Below are 15,248 nucleotides of genomic sequence, written 5' to 3'. Positions count from 1 at the left end.
GCACGCCCTTAGTCGACCTCCGCCACCGCCTGCGCGAACTGCGCCGCGTACAGGCGCGCGTACGCGCCCTCGGCGGCCAGGAGTTCGTCGTGCGTGCCCTGCTCGACGATCGAGCCGTTCTCCATCACGAGGATGACGTCGGCGTCGCGGATCGTGGAGAGCCGGTGCGCGATGACGAACGACGTACGGCCGTGCGCGAGGCGGGCCATCGCCTTCTGGATCAGCACCTCGGTGCGGGTGTCCACGGAGCTCGTCGCCTCGTCGAGCACCAGGATCACCGGGTCGGAAAGGAACGCCCGGGCGATGGTGATCAGCTGCTTCTCGCCCGCGCTGACCCCCGTCCCCTCGTCGTCTATCACCGTGTCGTACCCGTCCGGCAGCGTCCGGATGAACCGGTCCGCGTGCGCGGCCCGGGCCGCCTCCTCGATCTCCTCGCGGGTGACCGCCCGGTCCGTCCCGTACGCGATGTTGTCCGCGATGGAACCGCCGAACAGCCAGGTGTCCTGGAGGACCATGCCGATGCCCGCGCGCAGCTCCTCGCGCGACATCTTGGCCGCGTCCACCCCGTCCAGGGTGATCCGCCCGTCCGTCACCTCGTAGAACCGCATCAGCAGATTGACCAGCGTGGTCTTGCCCGCGCCGGTCGGGCCGACGATCGCGACCGTCTGGCCCGGCTCCACCTTCAGCGACAGATCGTCGATGAGCGGCTTGTCCGGCTCGTAGCGGAACGCCACCTTCTCCAGGGTGACCGCGCCGCGCCGCTCCACCGGCCGCTCGCCCGCCGCCGCGTCCGGCTCCTGCTCCTCCGCGTCCAGGAGCTCGAAGATCCGCTCGGCGGACGCGACACCCGACTGCACCAGGTTGGCCATCGAGGCGACCTGGGTGAGCGGCATCGAGAACTGGCGCGAGTACTGGATGAACGCCTGCACATCACCGATCGACAGGGAGCCGGAGGCGACCCGGAGACCGCCGACGACCGCCACCAGGACGTAGTTCAGGTTCGAGATGAACATCATCAGCGGCTGCATCACACCGCTGTTGAACTGCGCCTTGAACCCGGCCTCGTACAGCGCGTCGTTCTGCTCGGCGAACAGCCGCGCCGACTCCTCCTGGCGCCCGAACACCTTCACCAGGGTGTGCCCGGTGTACATCTCCTCGATGTGCGCGTTCAGCTTGCCCGTGGTCTTCCACTGCTGCACGAACTGCGGCTGCGAGCGCTTGCCGACCTTGGTCGCCACGAACACCGACAGCGGTACGGTCGCCAGCGCCACCAGGGCGAGCAGCGGCGAGATCCAGAACATCATCGCGAGTACGCCGACGATGGTCAGCAGCGAGTTGATGAGCTGGCCCATCGTCTGCTGCATCGTCTGCGAGATGTTGTCGATGTCGTTGGTCGCCCGGCTCAGCACCTCGCCGCGCTTGGCCCGGTCGAAGTACGACAGCGGCAGCCGCGACAGCTTCGCCTGCACCTCCTCGCGCATCCGGTACACCGTGCGGTTGATGGCCCGGTTGGAGAGCCGGGTCGCCACCAGCATCAGGAGGCCCGCGGCCACGTACACCGCGAGCGCGAGCAGCAGCACCCGGCCGACCGCGCCGAAGTCGATGCCCTGGCCGGGTGTGAAGTCCACCCCGGAGAGCATGTCGGCGAGGCCGCCCTCGCCCTTCCTGCGCAGGCCCGACAGGGCCGCGTCCTTGGTGGCGCCGTCCGGCATCTGCCGGCCGACGACGCCCGCGAAGACCAGGTCGGTCGCCTTGCCGAGGATCTTGGGGCCGACCACCGAGGCGGCGACGCTGAGCACACCGGCTCCGAGCATCACCCAGAGGGTGCGCCTCTCCGGTGCGAGCTGGCGCAGCAGCCGCTTGGAGGAGCCCTTGAAGTCCATCGAGCGCTGGGCGTCGCCGCCGCCCATCATCCGCGCCATGGGTCCGCCGCTCATGCCGCCTCAGCCTCCGTCAGCTGGGAGAGCACGATCTCCCGGTACGTTTCGTTCTCGGCCATCAGCTCGTGATGGCGGCCGGTCCCGACGACCCGGCCCTCGTCCAGGACGACGATCCGGTCGGCGTCGCGGATCGTGGAGACCCGCTGGGCGACGATCACCACGGTCGCCTCCCGGGTCTCGCGCCCGAGCGCGGCCCGCAGCGCCGCGTCCGTCGCGTAGTCGAGCGCCGAGAACGAGTCGTCGAAGAGATAGATCTCCGGGCGCTGCACCAGCGTGCGCGCGATCGCGAGCCGCTGGCGCTGGCCGCCGGAGACGTTGGTGCCGCCCTGGGCGATCGGCGCGTTCAGCCCGCCCTCCAGCTTGCTCACGAACTCCTTGGCCTGCGCGACCTCCAGCGCGTGCCACAGCTCGTCGTCGGTGGCGTCCGGGTTGCCGTACCGGAGGTTGGTCGCGACCGTCCCGGAGAACAGGTACGGCTTCTGCGGCACCATCGAGACCGTCTTGGCGAGCAGTACGGGATCGAGCGTGCGCACGTCCTCGCCGTCGACCAGGACCGATCCGTCGGTCACGTCGAACAGCCGCGGTACGAGCCCGAGCAGGGTCGACTTGCCGCTGCCCGTCGACCCGATGATCGCGGTCGTCTCGCCGGGCCGGGCCACCAGATCCACGCCGTCGAGGACGGCCTCCTCGGCGCCCGGATAGGTGAAGTCGGCGCCGCGCACCTCCAGATGACCGCTGCGGCGCAGCTCGCGCACGGGGGCCTTCGGCGGCACCACGCTGGTCTCGGTGCCCAGCACCTCCTCGATGCGCTCGGCGCAAACCTCGGCGCGCGGCACCATCATGAACATGAAGGTGGCCATCATCACGGCCATCACGATCTGCATCAGATACGTGAGGAACGCGGTCAACTGGCCGATCTGCAGCGACCCGTTGTCGATCCGGTGGGCGCCGAACCACACCACGGCCACGGACGACACGTTCACGACCGTCATCACGGTCGGGAACATCAGGGCCATCAGCCGGCCGGTGCCGAGCGACACCTCGGTCAGCTCGGTGTTGGCGCCGCCGAAGCGCTTCTTCTCGTAGTCGTCCTTCACGAACGCCCTGATCACACGGTTGCCGGTGATCTGCTCGCGCAGCACGCGGTTCACCGTGTCCAGGCGGGTCTGCATGGTGCGGAACAGCGGCCGCATCTTGCGGATGATCAGCGACACGGAGATGCCGAGCACCGGCACCACGGCCAGCAGCACCGCGGAGAGCGGCACGTCCTGGCCGAGCGCCATGATGATGCCGCCGACGCACATGATCGGCGCGGAGACCATCAGCGTGAACGTCATCAGCGTCAGCATCTGGACCTGCTGGACGTCGTTGGTGGTCCGGGTGATCAGGGACGGCGCCCCGAAGTGGCCCACCTCGCGCGCGGAGAACGACTGGACGCGCCCGAAGACCGCCGCCCGGATGTCCCGGCCCACGGCGGCGGCGGTGCGCGCGCCGAAGAAGACGGCGCCGACATTGCAGACGACCTGCACCAGGCTGACGGCGATCATGACGCCGCCGTACTCCAGGATGTAGCCGGTGTCCCCGCTGACGACACCGTTGTCGATGATGTCGGCGTTCAGGGTCGGCAAGTAGAGGGTCGCGCAGGTCTGGAGCAGCTGGAGCAGCACCAGGAGCGCGATCGGTTTCTTGTACGGAACCAGATGGGTCCGCAGAAGTCGTATGAGCACGTGGGGGCTCTCCGGGTCGGCAAGATCGGGGTATCGAACCCCATCTTGCGACACACCACCCCCGCAACCCCAAGCGATTAAGCCAAGGGCGAGTCAAAAGGATGAGTCAAGAGCGGACCTCCGGCGTAGTCAAGTCGCCACGCCGGGGAACGCTGTACGAATCCTCCGTACGGCCCTGTGTGCGAGGGGTCAGGAGGCCCCGGCGCCGCCGAACGCGCCCGGGTGGATCTCGTCCCGGATGGCGATGTACTGCTGGCGCACCGCCTGCCCCACGGCCAGCTCCTCGCCCGGCTCGAAGACCTGCGCGGCCGCGCCCTGCCAGGCCGGCGGGGTGTGCGGGGCGAGGGTGCCCTGCGAGACGCCGAGCGCCCAGGCCGCCTGGCGGGCGGCGCCGAGCGCCGCGTACTCGGCGGGCTGCGGCACGACCACCTGCGTGCCCAGGATCGCGGGCGCGGCCGCCTGCACGGCGGGCAGTTCGGCCGCCGCGCCCAGCAGGAAGACCCGGCGGACCTCGACGCCGCGCATCCGCAGCACGTCCAGCGCGTCCGCCAGCGAGCAGAGCATGCCCTCGAACGCGGCCCGGGCCAGGTGCTCGGGCTTCATCGACTCGCGGCGCAGCCCGGCGAGCGTGCCCGCGGCGTGCGGCAGCCGGGGCGTGCGCTCGCCCTCCAGGTACGGCAGCAGCACGAGCCCGCTGGCGCCCGGCGTCGACTTCAGCGCGAGGGCGGACAGCTCCTCCAGGCTCTCCGCGCCGAGCATCTCGGCCGTGCCGCGCAGGGCCCGTACGGCGTTGCTCGTATGCACGACGGGCAGATGGCGGCCGGTGGCGTCGGCGAACGACGTAATCATCCCGGCCGGGTCGGCCAGCGCCTCGTGATGCACGGCCATGACGGAACCCGAGGCGCCGAGCGAGACGACCGCGTCGCCGGGCCCGACGCCGAGCCCGAAGGCGGCGGCCATGGTCTCGCCGGTGCCGGCCGAGATCAGCAGCCCCTCGGGGGTGGTGCCGGCGGCGTCGGAGGGGCCCAGGACCTCGGGCAGGGCCACCTGGTGGCCGAGCGCGAGCTCCACCAGGTCGGGCCGGTAGAAGCCGGTCGCGGCGGACCAGTACCCGGTGCCGGAGGCGGCGCCCCGGTCGGTGGTGCGGCGCGCGGGGCGGCCGAGCAGCTGCCACACCAGCCAGTCGTGAGCCTGCACGATCCCGGCGGTGCGCTGGGCGGCCTCGGGTTCGTTGCGCGCCAGCCAGCGCAGCTTGGCCACGGCCTGGGCGGCCTGCGGCACGCATCCCACGGCCTTGGCCCACGCCTCGCGCCCGCCGAGCGAGTCGGCGAGGTCGGCGGCGGCGACCTGGGCACGCTTGTCGTTGCCGGTCAGCGCGGCCCGTACGAGCGCGCCCTGTCCGTCGAGCGCGATCAGCGCGTGCTGCTGGGCGGCGACGCCGATGGCCTGCACACCTTCGAGCAGCCCGCCGGCCGCGGCCTCGCCGAGCGAGAGCAGCCAGGCCTGCGGATCGACCTCGGTGGCCTTCGGATCCACGGGATGCGGGGCGTACCCCTGCCGCAGGACGGCACCGGTGTCGGTGTCACAGACGACGATGCGAGTGAAGGCGGAAGAGCTGTCCAGCCCGGCGACTATCCCCATGCGCACGATTCTGCATCACGCCCGGGGCGCCGGAGGCCACGCGTGGGTGAGGTGTTGCCCGGGACGGGTGTCGCCGGCGCGGGCGGGCGTCGCTCGCGTGCGGTCAGGTGTTGCTGGTGCCCCAGTCGTCGTCGGAGCCCTGGCCGCGCTCGCGCAGCGACCGCACCCGGTCGGCGACCGGCCCCGGCATCTTCTCCCCGACCTTCTCCGACACCTTGTCGCTCACCGCGCTGAACGCCTTGCCCGCGTACGCGCGTCCGTTCTGGGCCGCCGACTCGGCGGTGTTGCGGACGGCCGGGTTCTGCGCGACCTGCCGTACGGACTTCTTCAGCTGCTCGTAGCGCTCGCGCCCGGCCCGGGTCCCGAGCACGTACCCGACGACGAGTCCGGCGGCGAACGTGAGCCGGTAGCGCATGGCGGTCACCCTTCTGTGGCGTCTGTCTGACGTCGCTGCGGCGTCGTGTGCTGCGCCTACCCGTGCAGCCCTGTGATCACCCGGGGCGGAACCGATTGGCGGAGCACCCCCCTGCTTGCGCTAATGTATGTGTCGCAGCGAGCGCACGCCGCCCGGGGACACCCGGGGTAGGTACGTTCGATGCAAACGAGGCATTCCCCTGTAGCTCAATTGGCAGAGCAGCCGGCTGTTAACCGGCAGGTTACTGGTTCGAGTCCAGTCGGGGGAGCTCGATCTCCTGTAGCTCAATTGGCAGAGCAGCCGGCTGTTAACCGGCAGGTTACTGGTTCGAGTCCAGTCGGGAGAGCAGTGGAAAAGGACCCCTTGAGGGTCCTTTTTCATGCCCGGGGGAACCGGGCAGCCCGCAGCGCGGTCCTCATGGTCGTGCGTTGCCGACCATCCGAGGCAGGAGATCGTATGAGCGGCTATGCTGCGGCAGACGGCGCGCACAAATGTGCGCGACGCGCCGTTAGGGGCGGTAGCTCAGCCGGTTAGAGCAGCGGACTCATAATCCGTCGGCCGTGGGTTCGAGTCCCACCCGCCCCACTCTGCGCCTCCTTCGCAGAAACGTTCAGCCTGGGTGTTCCCCGCTCTCCTGACGGAGGGCGGGGTCGCCGCGCGGCGAACATGGAGACAGCGGGGATCGTCGGCCGATCCGCCGACCGGATCGACATATCGCTTCGGTGACCTCCACCGGCCCCGGCGGCGAGCCGGGAAGCGGGCACCGAGCGGGTGGCCGGTGCCGAGGCGCCGACGGGCGCGGTGCGCGGCACGCGCGAATCAGTGATCCGGAACCAGGGATTCGTGATCCCCGATCCCCGACCGCGATCCGTCAGCAGACAGCAGACAGCAGACTCTTTCTTCTTCCCGCCCCCGCCGAATGCTGAATGTCGAATTCCGTACGTACGTGAAGAGCGCGGGCGGAATTCCGAATTCGTTCGGGAAAGGGGAGGCGGCGGGGGAGCGGACGCTTCCGGATCCGCGGCCCCGAGGGTGGAGGCGCCGCCCGTACGGCGTCGGGCCAGGCGGGGCGCCCGCCCGGGCCGTGGGCGCGGGCCGTGTGCTCCCCGGGCCGTCGAGCGTGCGGCACGCGTCCGGGGCGCGTGCCCGCGGCCAATTTGTCAAGGGCGGTGTGCAACCGCGGAATTCCCGCGTTTGAACGTACAGGTCGCCGCAATACGCCCGTTCAGGCTTGTCCGGAGGTGATTCGGTCCGGGAGATTGACCGCATCACTTAATTTCCGCGCAGCGCACAACGGGAGGCACCACGTGAGCACGGAGCAGGTCTACACGGCGGGCAGCGCCAACTTCGACCCGCTGTACGCGGGGAAGGTGGGGACCGAGGGCCTGGGGATGAAGTTCGACTTCGCGCCCTGGAACATCCCCGAGCCGCAGCCGGTCGTGGTGGCCCTGGAGGCGTCCGGCGCGTTCCGCGGGAAGGTGCTGGACGCGGGGTGCGGCACCGGGCAGAACTCGCTCCACCTGGCGAGCCGCGGCCACGCCGTCACCGGCCTGGACTTCTCGCCCTCCGCCATCGGGCAGGCGCAGGAGCGCGCCCGTGAGCGGGGGCTCGACGTCAACTTCGCCGTCGCCGATGCCACCAAGTTCGAGGGTGTCGAGGGCGGCTTCGAGACCGTTCTCGATTATGGGCTCTACCACGTCCTCAACGACGAGCAGCGGCGCGCGTACGCCGCCGCCCTGCACCGGGTGACCGCCCCCGGCGCTCACCTGCACGTGTACGGTTTCGCCGAGTCCGAGCTCAAGGGCCTGCCGCCGCAGCAGCTGCGGGTCAGCAAGGAGAACTTCCGGCTGAACCTGGAGGGCGAGGGCCAGTGGCGGATCCTCTCCATCGAGGAGAGCCTCTGCACCACCAACCACACCCGTGAGTACTTCGAGAAGCAGCGCGTCGAGGCGGGCGGCACGCTGCCGTTCGACCCCGAGGCGTTCGACGTGGACGAGAAGGGCCGGATCGTCTACCCGATGTCGTACGTCCACGCGGAGCGCGTCTGACGCGTACGAGGGTCATATGTGACGTGACCGACGCGTACGAGGGCGCCTCTTCTCCGGTTTCCGTGGAAACGGGGCGCCCGCGTACGCCTCGGGAGCTTCCGGCGTGAAACTGGGGCGCGCCGTCCCACCCGCCCCGGTTACCATCCCGCGTGACCGCGCAGCCCGAAGCCAAAGCCCGTAACGGGAAGGACCGTAGCCGAAACGGCGACGGCCGCACCCGGATATTCGCCGACCTCACGCCCCTGCGGACCTCCGCGCACTACCGGCGGCTCTGGTTCGGCAACACGATCTCGTGGGTCGGGCAGGGCATGACCGCTCTCGCGATCTCCCTCCAGGTGTACGACATCACCGGGTCCAGCTTCTCCGTCGGACTCGTGGGGCTGTTCTCGCTGGTGCCGCTGATGGTGTTCGGGCTGTACGGCGGTGCGATCGCCGACACCGTCGACCGGCGCAAGCTCGGGCTCGCCAGCGCGACCGGGTCCGCCGTGCTGTCGGCGGGGCTCGCGGCGGCCGCCTTCGCCGGGTTCGCGCATGTGTGGTTCCTGTACGGCATCGTCGCGCTGCAGTCGGTCTGCGCGGCCCTCAACGCGCCTGCCCGGTCCTCGATGATCCCCCGGCTGCTGCCGCCGGAACAGCTGCCCGCCGCCAACGCGCTGAGCTCGATCACCACCACCTCCGGGACCCTCGTCGGGCCCATGCTGGGCGGGCTGATGGTCGGGTTCGCCGGATACCAGTCGGCGTATCTGCTGGACGCGGTGAGCTTCACCGCCGCGCTGTACGCGATGTGGCGGCTGCCGTCGATGCTGCCCGACCGGGACCGTACGACCGCGAAGCGGGCCTCCGTGCTCGACGGGTTCCGCTTCCTCGCGACCCGGCCCAACCTGCGGATGACCTTCTTCTCCGACTTCTGCGCGATGATCCTCGCGCATCCGCGCGCGCTGTTCCCGGCGGTCGCGGTGCTCTGGTACGGCGGGGACGCGCGGACGACCGGACTCCTCGTCGCCGCGCCCGCGTTCGGGGCGCTGCTCGGCGCGGTGTTCTCGGGGTGGCTGAGCCGCGTCCACCGGCACGGGCTGGCGATTCTGCTCTCGGTGGGCGCGTGGGGTGCGGCGATCGCGGTCTTCGGGCTGACCCGCGAACTCTGGCTCGGGCTGGTCTTCCTCGCCCTCGCGGGGTGCGCGGACACCGTGTCCATGGTGTTCCGGAACACGATGATGCAGGTGGCTGCGCCGGATGAGATGCGGGGGCGGTTGCAGGGGGTGTTCATCGTGGTGGTCGCGGGTGGGCCGCGGCTCGGGGACTTCCTCGCGGGGACCACGGCGGACCTGGCGTCGCCGGGTGTTGCTGTTACGGGGGGTGGGGTGGCGTGTGTGGTCGCGGTGACGGTCCTCGGCCTGACCCGGCGCCGCTTCGCCCGATACGACGCCCGCGCCCCGGAGGCGTGAGCGCCCCGCCTGCGGCGGGCGTTTTCCCCACCCCGCCCCTTCCCGAAAGCCTCCGGCGGTTGTCGTTTCGTCTGCGGCTCGGTGGGGGCCGGTCGCGCAGTTCCCCGCGCCCCTGAAGGAGGGCCCGCAGGGCCCATCTAAGGGGCGCGGGGAACTGCGCGAGCAACCCAGCACGGCCCGCAGACGAAAGCGGGGTGCAGGGGCGCAGCCCCGCGTACCCACCCGCCCAGCCGGGGTGCAGGGGGGCGCAGCCCCCGCGAAGGGGTCCGGGGGCGCAGCCCCCGGGAAGCCCTCCTCGACCCCCACCCGCCCCCGGAGGGTTCAGGGAAGGGGTGGGGTGGGGGAGATCACCCCCCGCGCCACCCCCAGCTCCACCAGGTCCTGCGGCCGCACCCGCAGCTCGTCCGCCGTGGACCGCACCTCCCCCGCCCCCCGCTTCAAGATCGCCGCCGCCGGCTCCGGCGCGATGACGGAGAAGTAGCTGTCGGCCGTGACCCACGTACGGGAAGGGGCCGACAGGGCGAGCGCGCCGCCCGAGCCGCCCTCCCCGATCACCAGCGACGTCACCGGCACCCCCACCGACGCCACCGCCGCGAAGCAGTCGGCGATGGCGGCACCCTGCCCGGCACGTTCCGCCGCCGCGTCGTTCGCCGCGCCGGGCGTGTCGACCAGGGTCAGGACGGGCACGCCGAGCCGGTCGGCGAGCCGGATCAGCCGGGCGGCGGCGCGGTAGCCCGCGGGCCGCGTCGCGGTGCCGGCCTGCGCCGCGTACGCGACCGTACGCCCGTCCCGCAGCCCGAACCCGCAGAGCATCCCGTCGTCCACACCCCCGCACCGGTCCCCGCTCAGCGCCATCCGCGAGCCGGCGGCGAAGTACGCGTCCAGGTACGCCGAGGCCCGCGGCCGCCCCGCCGCCCGGGCCGCACGAACCGCGTCCCAGCCGGTGGCGGGCAGCGCGGTGTCCGAGAGCGCGTCCGGCACGTCGGCGGGCACCGCGACACGCGCGTCGGCGCCGCCCCCCGGCCCCAGCAGCCGCAGCCACCTCCCCAGTACCCCCCGCAGCTCCGCCACCGGCACCACCGCGTCCACCGCCCCCGCCGCCAGCTGACCCTCGGCCGTGTACGCCGTCGGGTCCGCGTCCGGGGGGCGGACCCGGGAGCCCGCGAAGCCCACTTGGGCGTCGGGCAGCGCGAGGATCACGTCCGCGCCCGCGCCCAGCGTGGCCCAGCCGCCGCCCGTCGTCGGGTCGCGCAGGACCGCGAGCTGGGGGAGTCCGGCGGTGCGCAGCAGGGCGGACTGGCGGGCCACGCGCTGGAGTTGGGTGAGGGCGACCATGCCCTCCTGCATCCGGCTGCCGCCGGTCGCGATCAGCGAGACCAGCGGCAGCCGCCGCTCCCGGGCCGTCGCGTACGCGGCTTCCAGCCGGTCCCCGGTCCGCTCGCCCAACGACCCGCCCAGGAAGCCGAATTCGAAGGAGATGAGGACGCAGGGGTGGCCCGACACCCGCGCCACGCCATGGATCACGGATTCGCGCTCACCCGTACGTTCCGTCGCGCGGGCCCTCGACGCCGCGTACCCCTCCCAGCCGAGCGGGCCGTCGGGCGCCGTCTCGCGTTCGGGCGGGAACAGCTCGGTGAAGTCGTCCGTGACGGCGGCGACCATGTGCCGGGCGCTCGGGCGGCGGTTCCCCTCAGCCACTCTTCAGCGCCCGCTTCATGATCTTGCCCATGTCGTTGCGGGGCAGCGCGTCGAGGTAGTGGACCACGCGCGGGCGCTTGTGCGGGGCCAGCTGGGCGGCCACGTGGTCCGCCAACTCCTGTGCCCTGGGCGGCGATTGGGGGTCCGCCGGGACGACCCAAGCCACCACCCGCTCCCCGAGGTCGGCGTCCGGCTCGCCGGTGACCGCCGCCTCGCGCACCCCGGGGTGGTCGAGCAGGGCGTTCTCGATCTCGCCCGCCCCGATCTTGTACCCACCGCTCTTGATCAGGTCGGTGGCCTTGCGGCCCACGATCCGTACGTAGCCGTCCGCGTCCAGGCTCGCCATGTCGCCGGTGCGGAACCAGCCGTCCTCGGTGAAGGCCGCGGCCGTCGCGTCCGGCCGGTTGAGATAGCCGCTGAACAGGTTCGGGCCGCGCACCTGGATCTCGCCGATGCCGTCCGCCTCGTCCGCGAGCCGCAGCTGTACACCCGGCAGCGGTACGCCGACCGTGCCGGGGCGCGGGTCGCCGTCCGCCCGCACGCTCGTGTTCATCAGCGTCTCGGTCATCCCGTACCGCTCGACCACCGCACGGCCGGTCGCCGCCGTGATCCGGCGGTGGTCGTGCACGGGCAGCGCGGCCGACCCCGACACCAGTAGCCGCGCCCCGGCCAGCGCCTTGGTCAACTCCCGGTCGGAGTCGAGCGATTCGGCGATCCGGTGGTACATCGTCGGTACGCCGAAGAGCATGGTCGCGCCCGACGACAGCTCGCGGGCCACGCCCTCGACCGAGAACCTGCCGAGGTGGCGCACCGAACCGCCGCGCCGCAGCGGGCCGAGGATGCCGAGGATCAGGCCGTGTACGTGGAAGAGGGGCAGGGCGTGGACGAGCACGTCGTCGGCCGTCCAGCCCCAGACGTCCGCCAGCGCGTCGAGCGTGGTGGCGATCGCCCGGCGGGGGAGGACCGCGCCCTTGGGCGGGCCGGTGGTGCCGGAGGTGTAGACGATCAGGGCGGGGGATTCGGGGTCGAGGGTGGACTGTTCGACGCCCTGCGGAAGTGTTCCCTCTGGAGCCGGGGCGGCCTCGCCCGGGGCCGCTGCCGTCACCTCGATACGGGTCAACTGGGCCAGTGCGGGCGGGAGCTGGTCGCCCGGGGCCGCCAGGACCGTCGTGGGTGCGCTGTCCTTCAGGATGTGCGCCAGTTCCCGCTCGCCCGTCCTCGGGTTCAGCGGTACGGCCGGTACCCCGGCCAGCAGTGCCGCGATCACGCCCACGGCCGTCTCCAGTGACGGGGTCGCCCAGACCGCGACCCGTCCGGCCCCGGCGATCCGGGGCGCCAAGGAGCCCGCCGTACCGGCGAGTTCCGCGTAGGTGAGGGCGCGTTCGTCGAACCGGAGCGCCTGCTTGGATCCTGCGGTCAGCAGGGCGGGAAAGAGAGACGACACGAACGGGGCTCCTCGCGGTCGACGGCGCCGGCCCTCCACCGGCCTGCGGAAACCCTACGCGGACGGACGGACCTACCGGGGCGCCTGCCACACCGTCTCGCCGCCGGGCGTCCCGTCGTCGCGCAGGCCGTCGTCCGTGACGGTGAGGCGGACCCCCGGGCGGCCGTCCGGCAGGGTCGCCGTGGCGTCCACCGTGACCTGGGCGGACGAGATGCCCGTACGGCGGTGCGCGGTGGCCAGGGCCGTGCGCAGGGCGGCGACCAGCCGGGCGGCGGTGGGCTCGTCGACCAGCGCGTCCACCGCCCCCTCGAACCGCACCGACGGCCGGAACCCGAGCAGCGCCCCCGCCCCGTCGGTCTCGCGCAGCACCCGCCCGCGCAGGGTCGTCGGCGCGTCGGCGGGCGGCTGCTGGAGGGCGAAGATGGCGGTGCGGACCTCCTGGATCGTGGAGTCCAGCTCGTCCACGGCCCGGGTCAGCAGCTCGTCCGTGTCGTCGCCGGTCGCCTTCGCGGCGCGGCGCCTTGTCGACTCCAGCATCATCTCGGTCGCGAACAGCCGCTGGACGACCAGGTCGTGCAGATCGCGCGCGATCCGGTCGCGGTCCTCGTACACCGCGAGCCGCTCGCGGTTGTGCTGCGCGTCCGCCAGGACCAGCGCGAGCGCGGCCTGCGAGGCGAACTGGGCGGCCAGCAGCCGGTCCACCGCCGAGTACGGCTGGCCGCCGCGCCGCCGGGGGAGCGCGAGCGTGCCGATCAGCTTGCCGCCGCTCTGCAGCGGCAGCATCATGCTCGGCCCGAACCGGGTGCGTACGTGCGTGGTCATCCGGGGATCGGTCGCCGAGTCCTCGATGAACACCGGCTCACCACTGAGCAGTTGGACCAGTACGGGCGAGCCGGGCTCGATGGTGGTGCCCATGAAGTCGGCCGGGTCGTCGGGCGCGGAGGCGGCGACGATCTCCATCCCGCCCGCCTCGGTGGGCTGGAGCACCACCCCGGCGGCCGCGTCCGCGAGCAGCCGGGCCCGCTCGGCGACCGTCATCAGCGCGTCCGCCGCCGTGTCGCCGGTCAGCAGCGACGTGGTGACGGCGGCCGCGCCCTCGATCCACCGCTCGCGCCGCCGGGCCGTCTCGTACAGCCGGGCGTTGCCGATCGCGATCCCCGCCTGCGAGGCGAGCACGCGCAGCAGCGCCAGATCCTCCTCGGTGAACGGACCGCCGCGCTTCTCGGTGAGGTAGAGGTTGCCGAACACCTCGGTGTGCACGCGGATGGGGACGCCCAGGAACGACCGCATCGGCGGGTGGCCCGGCGGCACGCCCGACGAGCGCGGGTCGGCGGTCAGGTCCGCGAGACGCAGGGGGCGCGGGTCGTGGACGAGCGCGCCGATGAGTCCGGCGCGCCCGTCGGGGAGCGCCCCGATCCGCTCCCGCTCGGCGTCGGTGAGCCCGGTCGTGAACAGCTCGGTGAGCCGCCCGCGCTCGGGGTCGACCACGCCGAGGGCGCCGTAGCGCGCCTCGGTCAGGTCGGCCGCGGTGTCCACGATGTGCTGGAGCGTGGTGCGCAGTTCCAGCTCGGACCCGACGCTGAGGACGGCGTCGAGGAGCACCGGGAGCCGGGGGGACGGTCTTGTCACTCCGCGAGCGGGTCCAGGACCAGCGGCTCGATCTTGCCGTCCAGCATCGAGCCGAGGCCGAGGATGGCGCAGATGTCCGGGCGTTCGGCGATGGCCACCGGCATCCCCGTCGCCTTGCGCAGCATCTGGTCCAGGCCCGGGAGCAGCGCGCTGCCGCCGACCATCATGATCCCCCGGTCCGCGAGGTCGGCGACCAGGTCGGGCGGGCAGTCGCGCAGGACCTTGCCGATGCCGTCGAGGACGGCGGTCAGCGGGGTGTGGATGGCGTTGCGGACGGCCGCCGTGTCGACCTGGACCGAGCGGGCCAGGCCCGTGGCGACGTCACGGCCGTGGATCTCGGTGGAGGCCGGGCCCTGCGGGGTCAGACCGTTGCCGCTGAGGGCGAGTTGAAGCGGGCGTACGGACTGGCTCGGCAGCATCAGTTCGTGCTGGTGGCGCAGGTGCTGGATGACCGCGTGGTCGATCGCGTCGCCGCCGACCGGGATGCGCTCGGCGGTGACGATCGCGCCGAGCGAGAGCACCGCGATCTGCGTCGTGGCCGCCCCGCACACCATGATCATGGTGGCGGTCGGCTGCTCGACCGGGAGTCCGCAGCCGACGGCCGCCGCGATCAGGGTGTCGACCAGCTCGACCCGGCGGGCGCCGAGCCCCACCAGCGTCTCGATGGTGGCGCGCTGGGCGAGCGGGTCGGCCTCGTGCGGGGTGCAGGCGGCGGCCCGCAGCCGGGGCTTGCGGCGCAGCTGGCGCCGCAGCTTCTCGCCGATCAGATGGCGCAGCATGCGCTGGGCCATCTCGATGTCGACGACGGTGCCGCCGGACACGGGACGGGCGACCCGGATGTAGTCCGGCGTACGGCCCGTCATCTTCTCGGCGAACGTGCCGACGGCGATCAGCGCGCCGGTTTGGGTGTTGACGGCCGCGACACTGGGCTCGTCCACGACGAGTCCCAGTCCCTTGACGAACACACGCGTCCTCGCGGCCCCGAGGTCTACGGCTACATGGCAACGGCGCAACTGTTCCAGACTGACGCTCACGGCGATCCTCCCGAATGGGGCTCTTGATCGAATCGTCCGTTCCCGGCGCGCCCGGCGCGCGCTGGGCTGCGCCGGTCGGGCGTCGGCTGACTGAGTGCCAAACCCGCCGGAGGCGGGGCCGATCGGGGGACAGTGCGGCGCGTTGCGGCGTGCCGCACTGTCGGCGTGCGGTACGGCTGCGGACCGATGGGGGTCCCCCTGCTCTTCAAGAGCGTGGGCGCGACCAG

The 15,248-nt window shown here is 72.3% G+C and carries 10 protein-coding genes and 3 tRNA genes; 5 read left to right on the top strand and 8 right to left on the bottom strand.

Features of this window, described 5'->3' with window-relative positions; translation table 11 throughout:
• Nucleotides 1–8 precede the first annotated feature (8 nt).
• The 4 genes from ACGFRG_RS25370 to ACGFRG_RS25355 all read right to left on the bottom strand — a co-directional run bounded on the left by ACGFRG_RS25370 (nt 9) and on the right by ACGFRG_RS25355 (nt 5,723).
• A complete protein-coding gene (locus ACGFRG_RS25370; RefSeq protein WP_393267466.1) occupies nt 9–1,937 on the bottom strand; it encodes an ABC transporter ATP-binding protein in 1,929 nt (642 codons plus the stop codon).
• Nucleotides 1,934–3,667, bottom strand: a complete 1,734-nt coding sequence (locus tag ACGFRG_RS25365; protein WP_361428926.1) for an ABC transporter ATP-binding protein — start codon at nt 3,665–3,667, stop codon at nt 1,934–1,936. Before ACGFRG_RS25365 ends, ACGFRG_RS25370 begins: the two co-directional genes overlap by 4 nt.
• 189 nt (nt 3,668–3,856) lie before the next feature.
• Complete coding sequence (locus tag ACGFRG_RS25360) at nt 3,857–5,308, bottom strand: FGGY family carbohydrate kinase (protein ID WP_361428925.1); 1,452 nt, start codon at nt 5,306–5,308, stop codon at nt 3,857–3,859.
• Nucleotides 5,309–5,411: 103 nt separating this feature from the next.
• Nucleotides 5,412–5,723 (bottom strand): YtxH domain-containing protein, encoded by a 312-nt coding sequence (locus ACGFRG_RS25355; RefSeq protein ID WP_361428923.1) that lies wholly within the window; start codon nt 5,721–5,723, stop codon nt 5,412–5,414.
• A 195-nt stretch (nt 5,724–5,918) separates the two neighbouring features.
• On the opposite strand from ACGFRG_RS25355, the gene ACGFRG_RS25350 reads away from it, so the two are divergent.
• The 5 genes from ACGFRG_RS25350 to ACGFRG_RS25330 all read left to right on the top strand — a co-directional run bounded on the left by ACGFRG_RS25350 (nt 5,919) and on the right by ACGFRG_RS25330 (nt 9,216).
• A tRNA-Asn gene (locus tag ACGFRG_RS25350) sits at nt 5,919–5,991 on the top strand.
• A 5-nt stretch (nt 5,992–5,996) separates the two neighbouring features.
• Nucleotides 5,997–6,069 (top strand) — tRNA-Asn (locus tag ACGFRG_RS25345).
• Between the two features lie 165 nt (nt 6,070–6,234).
• Nucleotides 6,235–6,308 (top strand) — tRNA-Ile (locus ACGFRG_RS25340).
• A 722-nt stretch (nt 6,309–7,030) separates the two neighbouring features.
• Entirely contained in the window at nt 7,031–7,771 is a 741-nt protein-coding gene (locus tag ACGFRG_RS25335) for a class I SAM-dependent methyltransferase (RefSeq protein WP_393267461.1), read from the top strand.
• A 221-nt stretch (nt 7,772–7,992) separates the two neighbouring features.
• Nucleotides 7,993–9,216: an MFS transporter gene (locus ACGFRG_RS25330; RefSeq protein ID WP_393267672.1), complete on the top strand. Its 1,224-nt coding sequence runs from the start codon at nt 7,993–7,995 to the stop codon at nt 9,214–9,216.
• A 321-nt stretch (nt 9,217–9,537) separates the two neighbouring features.
• On the opposite strand, the gene ACGFRG_RS25325 is transcribed toward ACGFRG_RS25330, so the two are convergent.
• The 4 genes from ACGFRG_RS25325 to ACGFRG_RS25310 all read right to left on the bottom strand — a co-directional run bounded on the left by ACGFRG_RS25325 (nt 9,538) and on the right by ACGFRG_RS25310 (nt 15,021).
• Nucleotides 9,538–10,878, bottom strand: coding sequence for a carboxyl transferase domain-containing protein (locus ACGFRG_RS25325; protein WP_393267670.1), 1,341 nt, complete (start codon nt 10,876–10,878; stop codon nt 9,538–9,540).
• A gap of 28 nt (nt 10,879–10,906) precedes the next feature.
• Entirely contained in the window at nt 10,907–12,358 is a 1,452-nt protein-coding gene (locus ACGFRG_RS25320; protein ID WP_361428917.1) for an acyl-CoA synthetase, read from the bottom strand.
• A gap of 72 nt (nt 12,359–12,430) precedes the next feature.
• On the bottom strand, nt 12,431–13,987 hold the full coding sequence (locus ACGFRG_RS25315) for a GAF domain-containing protein (protein ID WP_393267458.1): 1,557 nt from the start codon (nt 13,985–13,987) through the stop codon (nt 12,431–12,433).
• Nucleotides 13,984–15,021 carry a rod shape-determining protein gene (locus ACGFRG_RS25310; RefSeq protein ID WP_361428913.1) on the bottom strand — a complete coding sequence of 346 codons (1,038 nt, stop codon included), beginning with the start codon at nt 15,019–15,021 and terminating at the stop codon, nt 13,984–13,986. Before ACGFRG_RS25310 ends, ACGFRG_RS25315 begins: the two co-directional genes overlap by 4 nt.
• Between the last annotated feature and the right edge of the window lie 227 nt (nt 15,022–15,248).

This window comes from Streptomyces sp. NPDC048696, assembly GCF_043198895.1.
Taxonomy (GTDB): domain Bacteria; phylum Actinomycetota; class Actinomycetes; order Streptomycetales; family Streptomycetaceae; genus Streptomyces.
The sequence above is the reverse complement of the archived record's forward strand: the minus strand, read 5'-3'. Positions and strand labels throughout refer to the sequence as shown.